13 protein-coding genes and 1 pseudogene are annotated in these 17159 nt (G+C 32.4%); 8 read left to right on the forward strand and 6 right to left on the reverse strand.

All coding sequences use genetic code 11. The features are described from left to right. Positions 1 to 233 precede the first annotated feature (233 nt). Entirely contained in the window at positions 234 to 2606 is a 2373-nt protein-coding gene (locus BM088_RS12820; protein ID WP_091984428.1) for a winged helix-turn-helix domain-containing protein, read from the reverse strand. A 220-nt stretch (positions 2607 to 2826) separates the two neighbouring features. On the opposite strand from BM088_RS12820, the gene BM088_RS12825 reads away from it, so the two are divergent. The 6 genes from BM088_RS12825 (at position 2827) to BM088_RS12850 (ending at position 8468) form a co-directional block, all read left to right on the forward strand. Beyond that, positions 2827 to 3510, forward strand: a complete 684-nt coding sequence (locus tag BM088_RS12825; protein WP_091984430.1) for a cytochrome c biogenesis protein CcdA — start codon at positions 2827 to 2829, stop codon at positions 3508 to 3510. A 27-nt stretch (positions 3511 to 3537) separates the two neighbouring features. Further along, positions 3538 to 4089, forward strand: coding sequence for a TlpA family protein disulfide reductase (locus BM088_RS12830; protein ID WP_091984432.1), 552 nt, complete (start codon positions 3538 to 3540; stop codon positions 4087 to 4089). Then, on the forward strand, positions 4086 to 5060 hold the full coding sequence (locus BM088_RS12835) for a peroxiredoxin family protein (RefSeq protein ID WP_091984434.1): 975 nt from the start codon (positions 4086 to 4088) through the stop codon (positions 5058 to 5060). The genes BM088_RS12830 and BM088_RS12835 overlap by 4 nt, the downstream gene beginning before the upstream one ends. Before the next feature lie 118 nt (positions 5061 to 5178). Beyond that, complete coding sequence (locus BM088_RS12840; RefSeq protein ID WP_143085073.1) at positions 5179 to 6084, forward strand: hypothetical protein; 906 nt, start codon at positions 5179 to 5181, stop codon at positions 6082 to 6084. 124 nt (positions 6085 to 6208) lie between these two features. Continuing rightward, the gene (locus tag BM088_RS12845) at positions 6209 to 7243 is read left to right on the forward strand and encodes an AraC family transcriptional regulator (protein ID WP_091984438.1); all 1035 of its coding nucleotides are present in this window, start codon (positions 6209 to 6211) and stop codon (positions 7241 to 7243) included. Between the two features lie 142 nt (positions 7244 to 7385). Beyond that, on the forward strand, positions 7386 to 8468 hold the full coding sequence (locus BM088_RS12850; RefSeq protein ID WP_218156518.1) for a nuclear transport factor 2 family protein: 1083 nt from the start codon (positions 7386 to 7388) through the stop codon (positions 8466 to 8468). A gap of 141 nt (positions 8469 to 8609) precedes the next feature. On the opposite strand, the gene BM088_RS12855 is transcribed toward BM088_RS12850, so the two are convergent. After that, positions 8610 to 9557: an NADP-dependent oxidoreductase gene (locus BM088_RS12855; protein ID WP_091984443.1), complete on the reverse strand. Its 948-nt coding sequence runs from the start codon at positions 9555 to 9557 to the stop codon at positions 8610 to 8612. Positions 9558 to 9678: 121 nt separating this feature from the next. Here BM088_RS12855 and BM088_RS12860 point away from each other — a divergent pair, with 121 nt between their 5' ends. Then, complete coding sequence (locus BM088_RS12860; RefSeq protein WP_091984445.1) at positions 9679 to 10608, forward strand: LysR family transcriptional regulator; 930 nt, start codon at positions 9679 to 9681, stop codon at positions 10606 to 10608. A gap of 36 nt (positions 10609 to 10644) precedes the next feature. Here BM088_RS12860 and BM088_RS12865 read toward each other — a convergent pair whose 3' ends face one another. From BM088_RS12865 to BM088_RS12880, 3 genes are all read right to left on the reverse strand, one after another. Beyond that, the gene (locus tag BM088_RS12865; protein WP_091984448.1) at positions 10645 to 11403 is read right to left on the reverse strand and encodes a substrate-binding periplasmic protein; all 759 of its coding nucleotides are present in this window, start codon (positions 11401 to 11403) and stop codon (positions 10645 to 10647) included. 1309 nt (positions 11404 to 12712) lie between these two features. Beyond that, the gene (locus BM088_RS12875; RefSeq protein WP_091984453.1) at positions 12713 to 13279 is read right to left on the reverse strand and encodes a transporter substrate-binding domain-containing protein; all 567 of its coding nucleotides are present in this window, start codon (positions 13277 to 13279) and stop codon (positions 12713 to 12715) included. Positions 13280 to 13820: 541 nt separating this feature from the next. Further along, positions 13821 to 14576, reverse strand: coding sequence for a leucine-rich repeat domain-containing protein (locus BM088_RS12880; RefSeq protein ID WP_091984455.1), 756 nt, complete (start codon positions 14574 to 14576; stop codon positions 13821 to 13823). A 197-nt stretch (positions 14577 to 14773) separates the two neighbouring features. Here BM088_RS12880 and BM088_RS12885 point away from each other — a divergent pair, with 197 nt between their 5' ends. Continuing rightward, complete coding sequence (locus BM088_RS12885) at positions 14774 to 16702, forward strand: flavin monoamine oxidase family protein (protein ID WP_091984458.1); 1929 nt, start codon at positions 14774 to 14776, stop codon at positions 16700 to 16702. 229 nt (positions 16703 to 16931) lie between these two features. On the opposite strand, the pseudogene BM088_RS28110 reads toward BM088_RS12885, so the two are convergent. Further along, a pseudogene (locus BM088_RS28110) lies at positions 16932 to 17159 on the reverse strand (IS4 family transposase); the annotation flags it as partial.

Raw genomic sequence — 17159 nt, forward strand, 5'->3', positions numbered from 1 at the left:
ATCCCGTGCCATACTGCACTATAAACTCAGAGGAGTTTCAGACAACCTTTAGCTCATTTACAACGGTTAGTACACAAAATGGGGGTACCATATCACTTTGCAGCTTAAAAATTTAATTTGTAAATCTATCTTTAAAAATTAAAGTGATTTCAGGCTATATTTTTTAAAAAAGTTTACGAGTCTAATGATTTTAATTGTTCAAACTTCTTTATTTTCACCTCAACTATGCTCATTTATTGTATCCAATCTGACTCACAATATACTAAATGTGCTTTTGGCTCTGGTAATAAAATAGGTTTATCACCCGTTATCGCATTTTCATATAAACCTAAACGCTGTGTATCATCTGGTTGCCATAATTGTGGTAATTTATGTTTAAAATCATTCAATACATTTATAGCTTGCTGAACTTGCCCCTTTTCATAAAAAGCGCGCGCTAAAAAGTTTGCCTGTAGTCTTGTTGTAATTGTATCATCCAACATATTAGTCACCGAATCATAATCTTGTCGTTCTAAATGAATTCGCATAATTGAATAACTGCTATAACCAAAACTTGTTGGCATTTTCAATTTTACATTTAATTTTTTTGCTTGTTTTAACTGTTCAAGTGCAATATCAAAATTACCTAAATCTGTATTTGCCCATCCTAAAAAAACCAAGGCATTCGCTTTAAGTACCTCAGATGGGCTTTTAGCAATAAAATGTTCAAACTGTTTTATCGATTCAAGTAATTTAGCTTCATTTTTGTCATGCCCACCAATTGTGCTTTGATCTAACCCTAAATCTAAGTTCGCAAATGCCAAATAAAAATCGATATTGATAATTAATGGCTTTGCGCCAATTTTAACGGCTATGTTTTTAGCCTTATAAAAATACTGACTTGCAGTGAGGCCATCATGAAGCTGCATATGGTAAAAACCTGCATAAACAAGTGTTAATGCTAGCTCATATGGATGTTCTAATTTTTCATATAAAGACAAAGCCTGCTTTAGCGCTTTTTCACGTATTTCAAGCTCAAATGTGTAGTTTTGTGCAATTGCTAACTGGCTTGCAGCTACCATGCTTAAATCACCTAATTGCTGATAAAAATTGAGTGCTTTGAGTAATCTAACTTGGTTTAACTTTAAATCGATATCAGGAGATTTCTCCAGCCCGATATTACTCGGGTTACCTAAGTAAAATTGTTTTTGGGCTTCAATATTTAACGCATTTTTATTACCAAATAACCTTTTTGCTTTTGTTGACCATATCTTATATTCAGACCACTGCATTTTATCCCATGCTATCTTAGCTTTTAACCTATAACTGAGTGCCATTTGTTGTGTATCTACGGCTATTTCAGCTTTATTCAACGCAATATCAATGCGTTCACTGACATTTTTATCACCACGTCGAAAAGCCAGTTCAGCTCGCCAATATTGAACAAAAGCATCTAAACTGGGATCTTTGATGAGTATTTCATTTGAGATTTCATCAAATAGCGATTCAGCCCTTTGCCAATCCCCCAGTGAATACAAGCTTCTAGCTAAATAAGCACGAGTCCAGTGGCTCGTTTCATTTAATGTCAGAGAGGCTTTAAAATATTTTTGCGCTTTTAGCGGGCCTTCTTTTTGCAAAGCCTGCATCCCTTCAACTAAAGCCAAAGCAGCTATTGGATTTTCATCCTTAATAGGAAGCCTATTTTTTTCGTCTGGCAATAATAAATATAGAAGTTGTTGTGTAATAGATTGCGCGGCACTGGGTAAAGAAGGATAACTGATACTACCCTGCTTTGTTTTACCATCTGCGTAAATCAACTGAAAATCGAGTACTTGTTGTTTATTATGTAATCTAACACTTGCAAATAAGGCCACGTGTATTTGATGTTCTTTTAACAGGCTTCGGATATGTACGGGCAAACTTGGCCATTGCATTTGCGCATCAAGCATAAGCGCGTTTGCAATCGCAGGTGGCGTGACTTTCAGCTGAATGTGTCTTTGAATATCAATTGCGAGCATATCTGCAAGACCAAGTTCTAACCACGCCATATTAGACTGCTCAGTATCATTTATAAATGGCAATACTAAAACCGATTCTATTGCTCTGTATTGCTTCGATTCAGTTTGTTGAAAATAGTCAGTTTTGTTAAAAATAAACCAATATGAAAGCGCTATAAACATCAACACAAATAAAATAATAAAATAATAATTCATTAATGGTGCTTTATATTTTTTATCAGGATCTGTAACTGCTATTTTTTGTGTTTCATAATCAGCTTGAATATGTTCAGGTTTATTATCTGTATCTTCTATTTCGCAAATCCATTGATAACCCCGTTGTGGATAGGTTTTTACAAAAGTAGCATCTTTTGCTTTATCTCCTAATGCTAAGCGTAACTCTCTAATACTTTGTATTAGAGAGTTTTCTCTATAGTCACCATGTTGCCATAATTCATTTAGAAGCTCTTCTTTACTTACAATGCGATCTCTATTTTCAATTAAATATGCAAGTAAATTGGCAACTTTATGCCTTAGCTGTATTTCTTGTTCAGTTCCAATTTGCTGATGATTAATGAGGCTTCCTTTATTAACATCAAAACAAAATTGTGCAAATTGATAATATGGCATACTTCTCTATTGTATATTCATTACTAATTTATCGGCATATTCTACAATAAAGCACTTCAAAAAACATTTTTATTAAGCACAAACAAAAGAACTATCCTCATGATTTTATTTATAAAATAAAAATATCACAAAGATTTTATATAGATTTTACTTCCATTTCATAACCTATTTCAATTTTTTAGTTATAACTCAAATACCAAAAATGAAATGGATATAAATAATGGAATTTATTATTCAGTCCGCATTACAAAACGGACAAGAATCAGTGTTTATTGTAGCTGCAATATTTGCTACAGGACTTTTAACCAGCTTAACCCCTTGTATCTATCCCATGCTACCGATAACAGTTTCTGTGATAGGCAGTCAGGCAAAAAATAAATCTCAAAGCATTGGTTATTCACTTATTTATGTATCAGGTTTAGCGCTTGTTTATGCCTCTTTGGGTATGCTAGCAGCAAGTACCGGACAGTTATTTGGTGCCATTGCTAGCCACCCTATCACGCTAAGTTTAGTTGCCGCATTCTGTTCATTAATGGCGATGTGGATTTTAGGCTGGTTAAAATTACCTAATATCACTTTATCTCATCAAATAAAAACCCAGTACGTTCCGATTAATATTTTCATCACCGGAGGGTTGTCAGGCTTAATCATGGCACCTTGTACTTCTCCAGTTTTGGGAATGCTTTTGATGTATGTCGCTGGTGAAGGAAGCCAAATTTGGGCTGCTTTATTAATGTTTACTTTTGCATTTGGCATGAGTGCATTGCTTATAATTGCAGGCTGTTTTAGTGGGTTTTTAACTTCATTACCCCGCTCAGGTAATTGGTTGAACATCACTAAATGGTTAATGGCTCTGTCTATGTTTGGCGCAAGTATTTATTTGATTTTTACAGCCGTTTCTTAAAACAATTTACTTTAATATGGAAATAACATGAAAACCAAAGTTAAAATTTATAGCAGTCTTGCTGCTATCTCACTAACATTTTTTTCAATCAACATAAATGCAAAAACATTAAAAATTGGTGATATTGCACCCGACTTTAATGTAACAACACTTTCAGGGGAGTCTATTTCATTAAGTGAATTAAAAGGAAAAAAGCCTATTTATCTTAAATTTTGGGCTACATGGTGTAGTTATTGTAAATATGAATTTGCGCATCTACAAAGCATATATAATGAATTTGGTGAAGATATTCAGGTTGTTGCAATAAATATTGGCATGAATGATTCAATAAATAATATAAAAAAACTCTACGATAAAAATAATTATGCACTGCCTACCGTTTTTGATAAAAAAGGACAACTCACCAACAGTTTTGGTGTAGTAGGTACACCCCATCACATATTAATAGACACTAATGGCAAAATTGCTTATCGCACATTTTTATCTACCGATCATTTAGATAATCAAATTAAAGACTGGTCGGATCATTCTTTAAAACAAAACACTGCGACTAACTCAAAGGTGGGGATACAAAAATGAAATTAATTTCAATATTACTACTTATTTTAACAAGCTTGCCTACCATAGTTTTAGCGACACCTAGTAAAGTAATAGTGCAACTTAAAAGTGAATTACCTTCGAATGTTATATTAGATAAATCTAAAGTAACGCATTTGGTTTTTATTGATATTTGGCGTAGTTATAACGGCGCAGGTGATGAGGCTATGTTAGACAAATTACCTAAGAGTTTTTTACAAACAAGCCAAAAAATATGGCTTCAGGGAGAGTTTAATGTAACTGAGACACAATTATCACAGTTCCAACAATTTTTTCCAAATGCTTCACCATTAATATTAGATAAAGGTTCCAAAATAATGCGTGCATTCAATGTATGGCAGTCTCCCTATCATGTTTTATTAAAAGAGGATGATGTGATTTTTTCAGGAGATGGGCAATCGTTACAAAAATATGTTGGAAAGCTTTATGAACCTGAAACTAAGCATAATGATTATAAAAATAGTGATAAGTTATTATCTAAAAAAGAAAAAATGGAAGAGTATATAAAATCAGAAAACACCTCAATTAAATTATCATCAAAGGGCCCAATTAAACCTTTGATAGGCGATTTGGCTCCTGTTTTTTCTCAAAAAACACTAAATGGAGGCACTGTTTCATTGATGAAATCACTAAAAAATAATAAACCCATCAGTATTATATTTATGGACTCACTTTGCCCTATGCCACATTACCCTTTATGCGAAGAAAAACTGGCTAAGGTAAATAAATTAGTTAAAAGTGATCATTCTAGAAACTGGATTGGAGTGATAAGTTCATTTTATGTGGATCAAAATATAGCAAAGACCTTTGCTAAAAAATTTGCGCTTAACCTTCCTCTTATTTTTGATATAGATAATATTATTTTTAAAGCTTATGACATTTATGCAACACCCTATCAGGTCAATGTAAACACAAGTGGTCTCATTGCGACTCGCTCTGATATAATTCATTGAGCCTGAAAAAATGAATATGAGGGGCTTTTCAAAAGTTCCCTTATTTATGGTCTTTGCATATTTCATTGACAGATTTTTGTTCTATATTAAATTTAATGCACATAAACTATGGATAGCTATGAATCAATTCAATAAGAAACGCGTTCTACCCTTTTTATTATTAATACTAACCCCTTCGTTAACCTTTGCCACACAAGAGAAAATTCCAATTGAGATAGTAGAAGCCTTGCTTAGCCATACAGGCAAAACACATCTACAACTTGGCACTGCAAATAAAAAGTTTCCGGAACTGAATTTTGACAAAAAAATAACCTTATATGGTAGTAGCACAGCCAGTTCATTTGGCCATAAATCTGAAACTAATTTTTATATAACACGCTTAAGTAAAACAGTACTTGGAGAGAAAATAAAACAACAATTAAACGCAAATAACTGGCGTGTTCCCCATAATTACCCAGGGAATTTTAATAATGGTTTTAGAGTTAAAAATGAAAAAAACATTTATAAATCACTACTGCCGTACTGTCATGAAAAGTTTGGTAATATTACGCTTACGATTAGTGAACTTAAGTCAGGTAGTTTTGCTAAATTGTCGTACTCACCACATCAAAAGCATAGCATGAGATGCAATTTACCAGATGTAAATCAAAACCCATTTTTGATGACAAAAGAACAACTTCCTATGCCAGAACTTGAACTACCGGATCAAAATATTACACATGATAATGAGATGACACACAACCAAGCACTCATGGGGCTTTCAGGAAGCTCAAGTGGCCGAGGAGAGCGAACAACACATACAAGTATTTCAAGCAAAATGTCTATTGGAGATATTTATCAACATTTTGTACCACAATTAATGCAACAAGGTTGGTCAAATGATTCAAATTGGTTAGGAGCAACAACAGCAGGTGGACATTGGACAACAACTAAAAATGATAAACACTATTTAGTGGGTATTAGTATCATTAAAAGTAGTACCAATATAATATCACTTAAAATGTGGATTAAAAAACAAAGTTAATATTTAAAACACAGTTTATGCTGTGTTTTTTATTTTACTTATGGACAAAGTAAAATTACATTTCTCTATTTCAAATTAAACGTTATTATCACATGTATTACTTATTAGGATTGATATTTTTATAATGCCTTTAGATAGTCAAATTCTATTGCTATTAAGTGCTTTTGGTGCATTTAATGGATTGTTTATTGCCATATATTTTTTTATTTCAAAACCAAAGGATCTGTCTAATAAATTTTTAGGTGCAATGGTCTTAATGATCAGTATTCGTGTTTTAAAATCAGTCCTCTATTATTTTAATTCAGAGATCACAAAAACAATATTACAAATAGGCTTATCTGCATGTTTTTTAATTGGCCCCTTATTATATTTTTATTGCCTAAGTAAAACAGACCAATTAAAAGAGCAACTAATCAAATGGCCAATTCATCTTGGTGGCCTAATATTAATAACTCTTATATTAGGTCTAATATACCCATACCAAAACAATAGCCAGTTATGGGGAAACGTTCTCTATAAAATTATCAATTACGTTTGGCTCTTTTATATTGTTTTATCAAGCTTTGTTTTAGCACCTAAATTTAAAAATGTAATGCAATTAAAACTTAAAACCGATGAAGAAACTATTTGGCAATTAAGCATATTTGCTGGTAACTTTGCTATTTGGTTTGCTTTTTATACATCAGCCTATACCTCTTACATACTTGGTGCGATTTCATTCTCTTTTATTTTTTATATAATGGCACTTATTGCTTTTTTTAAACATCAAAAAAACGTACAAAAATTGCCAATAAAATATCTTGATAAAAAAATAATTGAACCTAATGCACAGCCTTTAATCAGCCAGTTAAATTATATTATGACTGAACAACAGCTTTATAAAGATGCTAATTTAACCTTGCCAATACTTGCTAAAAAATTAACTATCAGTACACAGCATTTGTCTCAATTATTAAATGACAACCTAAAAAAATCATTCTCATTTTATGTTAATGAATTTAGGATCCAAGCTGCAAAGCAGTTGTTAACGGGTGAAAAAGCAATGAAAATGGACGATATAGCACAGCAAAGTGGTTTTAACTCTCAATCTACTTTTTATACTGCATTTAAGAAAATATCCCATACAACGCCCGCAAAATATAGAGATAGTAAAATATAATGATTCCTGTTTTATAATTTAGGAGAACGGAATTATCATTCATTAAAGCATTCTTTAAAGTATATTTTTATGCTGGCCTTTCTATTAATAAAAGAGGTCAGCTATGAAGATTAATTTACTAGTTTTAATTATGTTTTTTTTAATGAACAATTCATTATTTGCACAGTCAGATCATTATTTAATTAAACATACATTAAATAACTATATCGAAGGTACTTCATATAATCGTACAGAACAAATCAAACATGCATTTCACCCTAAATCAAACTTATTTTTATCACCTAGAAAACAAGATAAAGATCTCTGGATTGTACCTTCTACCGAATATGCAAATTGGTATAACAAAAATAAAGACACCTTTAATGGTCGATACGGTCATATAACGAATATTCAAATAGAGGATGATGTCGCAACAGCAAAAGTAAATATCACTATTCCTGAATATGAACTCATATATACGGATTTGTTTTTATTACGTAAAATTGCGAGTAAGTGGAAAATAATAAGTAAAACAGCTGCAAGTAAAAAATCAAATGCAACAGGTGAGCGTATTTTATTTGTTGTCTCCAACGCCCAATTTCATGGTACTTCAACAAAACCTGCTGGCAGCAGTTTTTCAGAAATCATTAAAGCCTACGATACATTTGTTAAAGCCGGCTATATAGTTGACTTTGTAAGCCCCCAAGGTGGTGCTATAACACTTGCTTATATTAATACGTCTAACACTTTACATAAACAATACCTATATAATAGTGATTTTATGTATGCTATTAAACATACTAAACAGCCTACTGAAATAATATCTAAAAATTATAAAGCGATACATTACATAGGTGGTAGTAGTGCAATTTATGGTGTGCCTGAAAATGTTCAAATTCAAAAAATCGCTATGGATATTTATGAAAAACATCATGGCATCATTTCTTCCGTCTGCCATGGCACTGCGGGTATCGTTAATTTGAAAACCAAAGATGGTCAGTATTTAGTTAATAATAAACAGATAAGTGGTTACCCCGAAGCTTATGAAAACCAAAATGCAGAATACTTCAAACAATTTCCATTTTTAATTCAAAGAACCATTGAAGATAGAAAAGGCATTTTTAAAACATCAGCCAAAGGTGAACCTCATGTTGAAGTGGATGGCCGAATAATAACAGGACAAAATCATTTATCATCGGTTTTAGTTGCTCAGGAAATTATAAACTTACTTAAAAACAAAACTTAACGCAGTGAATTCAAATATAAAGTACTAATGTGTTTTATTAAAAACATGCCATATTTAATTAAGACTCATAGATACTTTTTTAGTGACATATGAGTCTTGTTTTAATTAATGAGTTTATTGTAAATATCTAAAACTCAATACTTATAATAAGTTCTCGTCTATTACTTCGATGACTATCTTTCCAGTTGCTCTTGCACTTTCACTGCGAACCATTGCTTGCTTTGCTTCATCTAAGCTAAATACTGAATCTATCGTAATTTTGATTTCTTTATTTTCAATTAAATCTGTTAATTTACGTAACCCTTCACGAGATGGATTAACGAGCATGCGATTAAAATGAATATTTTTATTCTCATATTTTTCAACTGAAATTTCATCTAAAACTGATATTAACCGTCCGTTTTCTTTAATAATATCAAGCGAACGTTCAACAATATTATTGCCGCCTACGGCAGCAAAAACTAAGTCAACATTTGATACCTTTTGTTCAAAGTTATCTTGTTTATAATCAATAAATTCATCAGCGCCAAGTTGCATAATAAAGTCTTTTTTTGCCTCTGAACCAGTTGCAATTACATAAGCACCTAAGTGTTTAGCAATTTGAATCGCAAAACTCCCTACTCCACCCGCACCATTATGTATCAACACTTTATTACCCGCTTTAACTTGCCCTTCATCAGTTAAAGCTTGTAAAGCAGTTAATGCCGCAAGAGGAACTGCTGCACTTTGAATATATGTTAATGCATTAGGTTTATGGGCAACAATATTTGCATTGACTGCGACATATTCGGCTTGCGTTCCTTGCTCTGTCAAAGGTGTATAAACATATACTTCATCGCCTATGCTTAAATCAGTAACTTGAGAGCCTATTTCTTCAATTATGCCTGATGCATCCCAGCCAATTACAAGTGGTAATTTATGTGTTCCAGTGTCTTGCAACATACCATTTCTGATATGAAAATCTACAGGATTAACTCCCGCTGCAACTACTTTTATCAGTACTTGTGTTTCAGAAATACTAGGCTTACTTAATTGACCAACAACTAAATTATCTACTGCGCCGTATTGTTTTATATATGCTGCTTTCATTATATTAATCCTCGTATTAAATTTGGTATTTTTTTTTGATGAAACCAGTATGCTAAAAAATATTGATATTGAATAATTGATAGTTAATATACTATACATTGATTTATATGATGAGTTAAATATGAACAAACCTGATTTAAATTTAGTGGTAATTTTTGACGCTATAATGCAAGAACAATCCATAAGTATCGCTGCTGAACGTTTAGCTATGACACAACCATCTGTATCAAATGCCGTTTCTAGGATGCGTTATGCTTGGCGCGATCCTTTATTTGTAAAATCAGGACGAGGTATAAAAGCAACGCCTTATGCAGAGCAATTATGGCTGCATATTTCATCGTCACTACATACCATTTCACAAGCAGTGAATCCTGACAAGTTTATACCTGAAACAGCTAACCGATGCTTTAGAATTGCATTAACAGATGGTATGGCAACATTATTATGGCTAGATATTAGGAAAATCATTGAACGCCAAGCGCCAAATATAGATATACATGCAGTGCCTTATACTATGAATGCACAATCATTATTGCAAAATGCACACGTTGATTTAGTGGCTGATTATGTACCAAATTTAGGAGAACCAATCCAGCGCCAATTTTTATGTAATAACTATTTTGTTGCGGTTATGTCTGCAAATCATCCATTAGCCAATGAAACCCTTTCTTTAGCACAATTCGTTCAAGCTGAACATGTATTGGTTTCATTATCAGGCAATGCATCTGGTGCTGTTGATATAAAACTCAATGAGCTCAAATTAAAACGCCGTATTGCTATGACAGTGAATAGTTTTGCAAATGCGACTTATTTACTAAAGTACAGTAATTTAATTTCTGTTTTGCCTTATTCTATTGTTTCTAATGATATTAAATCCGGTACATTAATTGCCAAAATATTACCCTTTAATTTAGCGCCAGCTGAAATTTCAATGGCCTGGCATAATAGAAATAATCAAGATTTAGGACTAGCTTGGTTAAGAGATATGATTAATCAAATAATTGATAATAAATCCGAGTTATTAAAAGAAGATGCCTGGGTCATGAATTAAGATAATACAATCAAAATTTCCAACTAGTTTATAAGTTTATTTTAACTTTGAAAAAGTATACTTTTGATAGATAGCGTCAATTTCTTTATTTTTTATCATGAACGCCAAAGCTTTATTAAATTCACTAAGGTACTTTTCATTTTTAGGATGTAATCGCATAGAAACATCAGCATTTCCTAGTTCAAATACATTTTCAAAAATGCGATATTGCGGGTTTTGTAATTGGTAGTATTTTGCAGTGATATATCCTATGCAAACATAATCGATATGATTTCTAACCAGTTGTTTTAATAATTCTTTCTCTGAGCGATTTTCAATTTTTATTATTTTATCTTTACTAAAGTGATTTTCTAAAACAGCATATTTGTAACCTCTAACAATACCAACCATGCTGTGATAAATATCAGTTGCTGAGCCGATTTTTTTTATTTTTTTTCCAAATAAAACTTCCGTTGATGATGCATAAGCTATGGTATATAACCCAACCTCGGCCCTACTTTTTCGCCAACTAATATTTATTCCAGGCTCTATATCTATATTACCCATATCAAATTCTCTTAAACCACGTGCAACAGGTAACTGCCTAAAATTAAATTTATGACCAGTTAACTCACTTAATCTTTTGAAAATATCAATGAATATGCCTGATTTTTGCCCACTATTGAACATACTATATGGAGGGTTACCATCGTTATAAAGTAGAACATCAAATGTCTTTGTATGGGCAAACAAAGGGAGTACTAACAATAAAAAACACACATAATAATGTTTTATATTATTAAAAATAAAATGCATAAAAAAGACTCATTATTATCCTATTACAATAATTGATCGGCTTTGTTTTAATTGCAATAATTTTTAAATATATGCTTGTATTTAATTTACAACTTATGCGTTTGAATATACGGGCTATTAAAATCTTAAGTAAACGCATAGTATTCTTTCAGCGCTTCTTAAGTATCAAATTTTTCACTAAACCTCTTTGATTAGATGGTTTAAAGCATGTTTGCGATACAAAATTATAAAACAACACATTTTCAATGTAGTAGCAACCAATTCATTATTTATCACTTCTTTTTACTGCTTTGTTTAATTTTTTTTAGAGGGTGTTACAAATGTTATTTTCAAACTTGAAGCTTTTCATTTTGGTTTTGTTATTCTTTTTTCTACCCCTTTCATATTGAGACCATTTGATTATGCCGCGGCTGGCAAAAATAGTTATTGCAAAGTTAGAGTATATTTTCATTGACGGCCTCAGAATTTTAATCATTTCAAACTTCGACTTGTAAACACTGAAACACCCTAATATTACTTTTTCACACAAGAATCACATAATATAACTGGTGTCACCACTCAATGAGGCTTCACTAGTTTGCCTATGTAACCGGTATTACAGCCTAACCACTGGCTAGTATTGCCCATATTATTAAGAATAATATGGGCAATACTCTATAATAAGCAAAGTATTATATTATTAATATCAGACTGAATTAAGTAAGAACAACTCACCGCTCAATACTTAAATTCATATTTATTCAAATCAATCTAAGGGCCAAATATATAGAAAAAGGCCACGCACTATATAATGCTGCTCAGTTAAGAAATTTTACCGAGCTTTTTAATCATTCAGAATACGATGTCATTGAATGGTACCGGATTTTTTATGTTTTTTGAAAATGAATTAACCATAACCCTTAGTGTTGTACTGCGAATAAAAACAAAAATGCCAATCAGCTTAACTGACTGGCATTACAGCACACGATGACCTTTTTTGTATTTTCAACTAAATGTCAACATGATATTTATCTATAATTATTTTTTAATATGTATGAAGAAAGTGATGTGACCTCTTTCTCTCTTTTCGAAAACCTTGAACTCTAATTTGGGCTGAATTGTACCTTTACCATTTAATAAAGAATAGCAGAAGGAATAAATTTTCGGATTGAATTATTCATGCTTTTTATCAAGCTATCGCTCACTCCTTTACTACACATAATTCGCCTTTTATTACCTTTAGGAATGTCATCAAATTGTATTGAAACGTAATTTGATGACTCGATTCCGGCAATTTTAAATATTTCTTCAATCTCTTCAGGAGAAAGAATCATAAAATCGAATCTTCGACTCTTCGACTCTTTAACATCCTTGCCGTATTTTTTTGTGTATTGACAACTTTGATTATATTTAACTTAACATCTGGATGACTTAATAATTCATCAATATATGTACCATAGGACATTTTATCTCTTGTTCCGAACGACAAGTTCATCCTCATGAACACTTCAGCTAATGTTCTATGTTGCTCGAAAAGTTCTATTTTCTCTCTACTGGTAACAACCACAAAAGGTTGATCCTGCCAAAGCGCCTCGGTAAATTTTGCAAACTTAGAACGTTCAGAATTTTTAAACCAGGTGAATGAACAAAATGAGGATTTTCTTTTAGTTTCTAACATAATTCGATTTGCAGACATCACTTGAAACTCTACCTCAATCCCAGCGTCATATAAGACCTTTAACACAATATCAGCCATGATTCCTTTTGGAATCGATTGCTCACCTTCTTTGTAGTGATAAGGGGGCCTCTGTGTATGTGCCATTGTGAGAGGCGTAGCAAAGCTACAATTTAGCCATGAAAAATTTATAATCAAAAAGAAAATAATATACTTGTTCATTTTGCCTCTTTGTTAAAGAAATACTCTGCTACTTTTACAAATTTTGTCTTATATCCAAGCGTTGAGAGTGATATTTATATCACTAATCAAAATTATAGTTCATATAAAGTACATGGATAGAACAAGACTTCACATGTTAATTAGTTTTATTAAATGGAAACTAATATTGTTTATTCTATAAATTACAATAGGTTTATAAAAATTGCCCTCTCGCAATTGGCTTGTTTCACATTAATATCAGTATCATAAATGAGGAAGTTAGTATGCTGAATGATTCAGAACTAAATAACCTTTTTATCAGATAGATAAAGCAAGACCTCATACGGGACATCACGGTCTAGGGGCTGAGTATTATTAAAAAATTATCTGACTTTGCTAATTATAAGATTTCAGTAAAAACCAATAATAAATTAGTGATATTTTAATTCGAATTAAGTGTTATGAATTCATAACCCTAAGTTAAATTTCCGGTAACCATACATTTGTTCATAAAACATTAAAGTAAAATCATTAACCTAAAGATCAATCTACAAACACAAAACTATTCAGGGTTAACGCCACACTCTTTAGGGCCAAAAATTCTGGCATCATTGGCTAATGTTTTATCAAGCTCAATCAGTACTTCGCAGTGCGCCATATTTTTAGTTCCTATTCCTACAAGTTTCATTTTTTTATTATTTACTAGAGGTTCAAGTGAATCTATTTGGTTATTATAAAGATGTAAAGATGTGAGTTTGGGCTTGTTACTTAAAGATGAAATATTTTGAACCTTATTATAATTAAAATTGACTTCTTCAAGCTCATTTAAATTTTTCAAAGCTGATATATCGCTAATATCTGCCATCATAATTGCAATTGTTTTTAATTTTGTTAATCCTTTTATGGCTGATATATTTTTTAAATTTTTGCTTTTAGTCGCTTGTAACTCTTCTAAATTAATCGCACCTTCTAATCCCGCCAAAGAGGTTAATTCATGATTACCAGCAAGCGAAATAATTTTTAAGGATGGCATTTTACCTAAGTCAATTAAGGTATTTATTTTATTATTCTGCAAATATAACTGCTCAAGATTAACCAACTCAGATATGCCTTTAAGTGTTTTAACACCACCTGTTTGACATACTAAACGTATTACTTTACTTGCATCTCCATTCACTTTTCTTTTCGCACTACTGATGCACATGCTTAATGAAAAATCATTTGTATCAACTTTTTCAGTATTGCTGGCTTGAGGCTGAGACTTTTTATTACACCCCGTTAAAATCATAACAATTAATAAAAAGTAATAATGTTTCATCAGAATATCCTTATCGTTAAATCACACTTTAAGTTAACAATTTCTGTATAAAACATCAAAGATACATTTATATAGGCAAGTTAAAAGAGCACCATTACACACTGTGATTATTTACCAATTAATTTACTTTAAGTAAAAATGAACTACATTTGTACCGATAAAGGAATGTAACTTTTAATACAATAAGGTAAATCCACATGTCTCATTACAAAAGTCGGTCCGATTTTCTGAATAAAAACCCTAAAGCAAGTGCTTTTGCAGCATTAGCAAATGCAACTCTACAGCAACAAACAATTACTGATGGCGCAATAAAATTGAAACAGGGCCAACTTGAAGATAAAAAAGTTGTCATCATAGGCTCTGGTGTGGGAGGCCTTACTACAGCCTATGAAATATTAGAGCAACAATCCGGTGCACAAGTCACCATATTAGAAGCTCAAAATCGCACCGGTGGTCGTTGCTTAAGCTTAAGAACAGGTGATACATTAACAGAAGATATAAATAGTAATTTATTCAATTCTAAACCTTCTAAGCCTCAGGTTGTACGTTTTAAACGCCCATCTGGTGACAGCCAACCCTATTTAAATGCAGGACCTGGAAGAATTCCAAGTAGCCATAAACGTTTGTTATCATATTTGAAAAAGTTCTCTGTAGAAATAGAAGTATATATGATGAACAGTGAATCAAACTTAGTTCAGAAAAATGAAAGCTTTGGTGGCAATGCCGTTACATATCGCCGTTTAGATCACAATACCCGTGGCTGGTTAGCTCAAATGGTATTTAGTAATGCAGAGGAATTACTAGATAACCCAAGTTTTTGTATCGATAAAAAAGTAATGACTGAACGCATAAACGCGTTACGTAGTTTAATGATAAGTTTTGGAGAACTAGACAGCGAAGGAAACTATCAAGTAAGTGCTGGCACTGAAGGATTTGAAAATGGTAAAACTAGGGCTGGTTATACAGTATTACCAGGTGTTGCAACAGGCAAAGTTGCTGAAGCTTTAAGTTTTGATAGCTTATTAGAGTCTAAGTTTTGGGAAGGCACTAAATTCTATCAACCCGTTGATTTTCTATGGCAACCGACATTATTTCAACCCGTTGGAGGCATGGATCAGGTGCAACATGCTTTTTCTCAACAAGTTGCAGCATTAGGTGGAGATATTCATTTAAACAGCCCAGTAAAAACCATAGACTGGGATGAAGCAAACAAAAAATTTAAAATATATGTTAGCCAAGTAGGTACCGAAGACTTAATAGAGTACGAGGCTGATTATTGTATCTGTAATTTAGCAATGCCATTCTTAAGTAAAATATTGTCAGATAAACTTCAAAAAAAATCGACTCAATCAGGGTTCGAAAATAAATTCAAAAATGCCCTGGATGCCGTATATGTCGCACAATTTGATCCAACTAACGCACCTGGATTCCAAGCGAGTGAAGATGGATATACGCCTAAATTTTTAGCATCGACTTCAAAAGTTGGTTGGCAAGCAGATAGATATTTATGGCAAGGTAGCCAAGTATGTACAACACATAAAGTAGAATTGTCGGCCCATGTCTCTGGTATTGAAGATTCTGAAGTCGGTGTAGTACCTATTTTTGGTGGAATTTCTTGGACAGATAATGAAATACAACAAATTTGGTACCCCTCTAGTGCTTATCAAGATCAAAAAGGAGTGCTCACAGGCGCTTATAATTTTGATAAAATCGCTCATGAATGGGGCAAGTTACCTGTAAGTGAAAGATTAGAAAAAGCACGATCAGATGCCAGTAAATTCAATGAAAAATTTGCGCTTGGCTTAGGTGATGGTTTGGCTATCGCATGGCAAAACATGCCTTACATAAAAGGCGGATGGGCTTATTGGCAAGCAGTAGGTGACGCTAATTTCGCAACAAAACAATTCAACGTGATAGCACAAGGAACAGGTGTTTATAATAACGATGGCTCAATAAGTGATGCCTGTTTTTTCATTGTTGGAGATCAAATATCGTCATTACCGGGATGGCAAGAAGGTGCAATTGCAGCAGCATTAAATGTTGTAAGTCGAATTGCCCGCCCTGATTTAGAAATAGCGCATTTAGCAAACTTACCTGATACACGCTTGATGGTAGAAGGTATTTAATTAAGCGTTTTATTAATTTTGATAACTATTTTCTAAAGCTCACCCTACATATTTATGTAGGTGAGACTTTAGCCTTACGGAGTAACGAGCAATACAAGAGCACATAACTACTAGCCAACAATTTTATAACTTTAATCAAATCATTAGCCTAAGGCCAATCTACAAAAAAATTTAACCATATTTATGTAGGTGAGGCTTTAGCCTTAGGGCTCCCCATATCTTTTCCATTTTATTTAATCTCATTTATGAGGCTTCTTTGAGCCTTTTTAATGATACATTCTGGTATATGATAATTTTTATGTACCAGAATTCTTTTTCCCAAATAACAATAAGATAATACTCGTCTTTTCTTTATTGTGTTTGCTTGGAAGTGGTAATGATATTTTAATATTTCTGCTGCCTTTCCAATAAGATACAATGTGTACTGAGCAATTAAAGCTATTAATAATAGAGCCTG

The organism is Pseudoalteromonas denitrificans DSM 6059 (assembly GCF_900112265.1).
GTDB classification, from domain to species: Bacteria; Pseudomonadota; Gammaproteobacteria; order Enterobacterales; family Alteromonadaceae; genus Pseudoalteromonas; species Pseudoalteromonas denitrificans.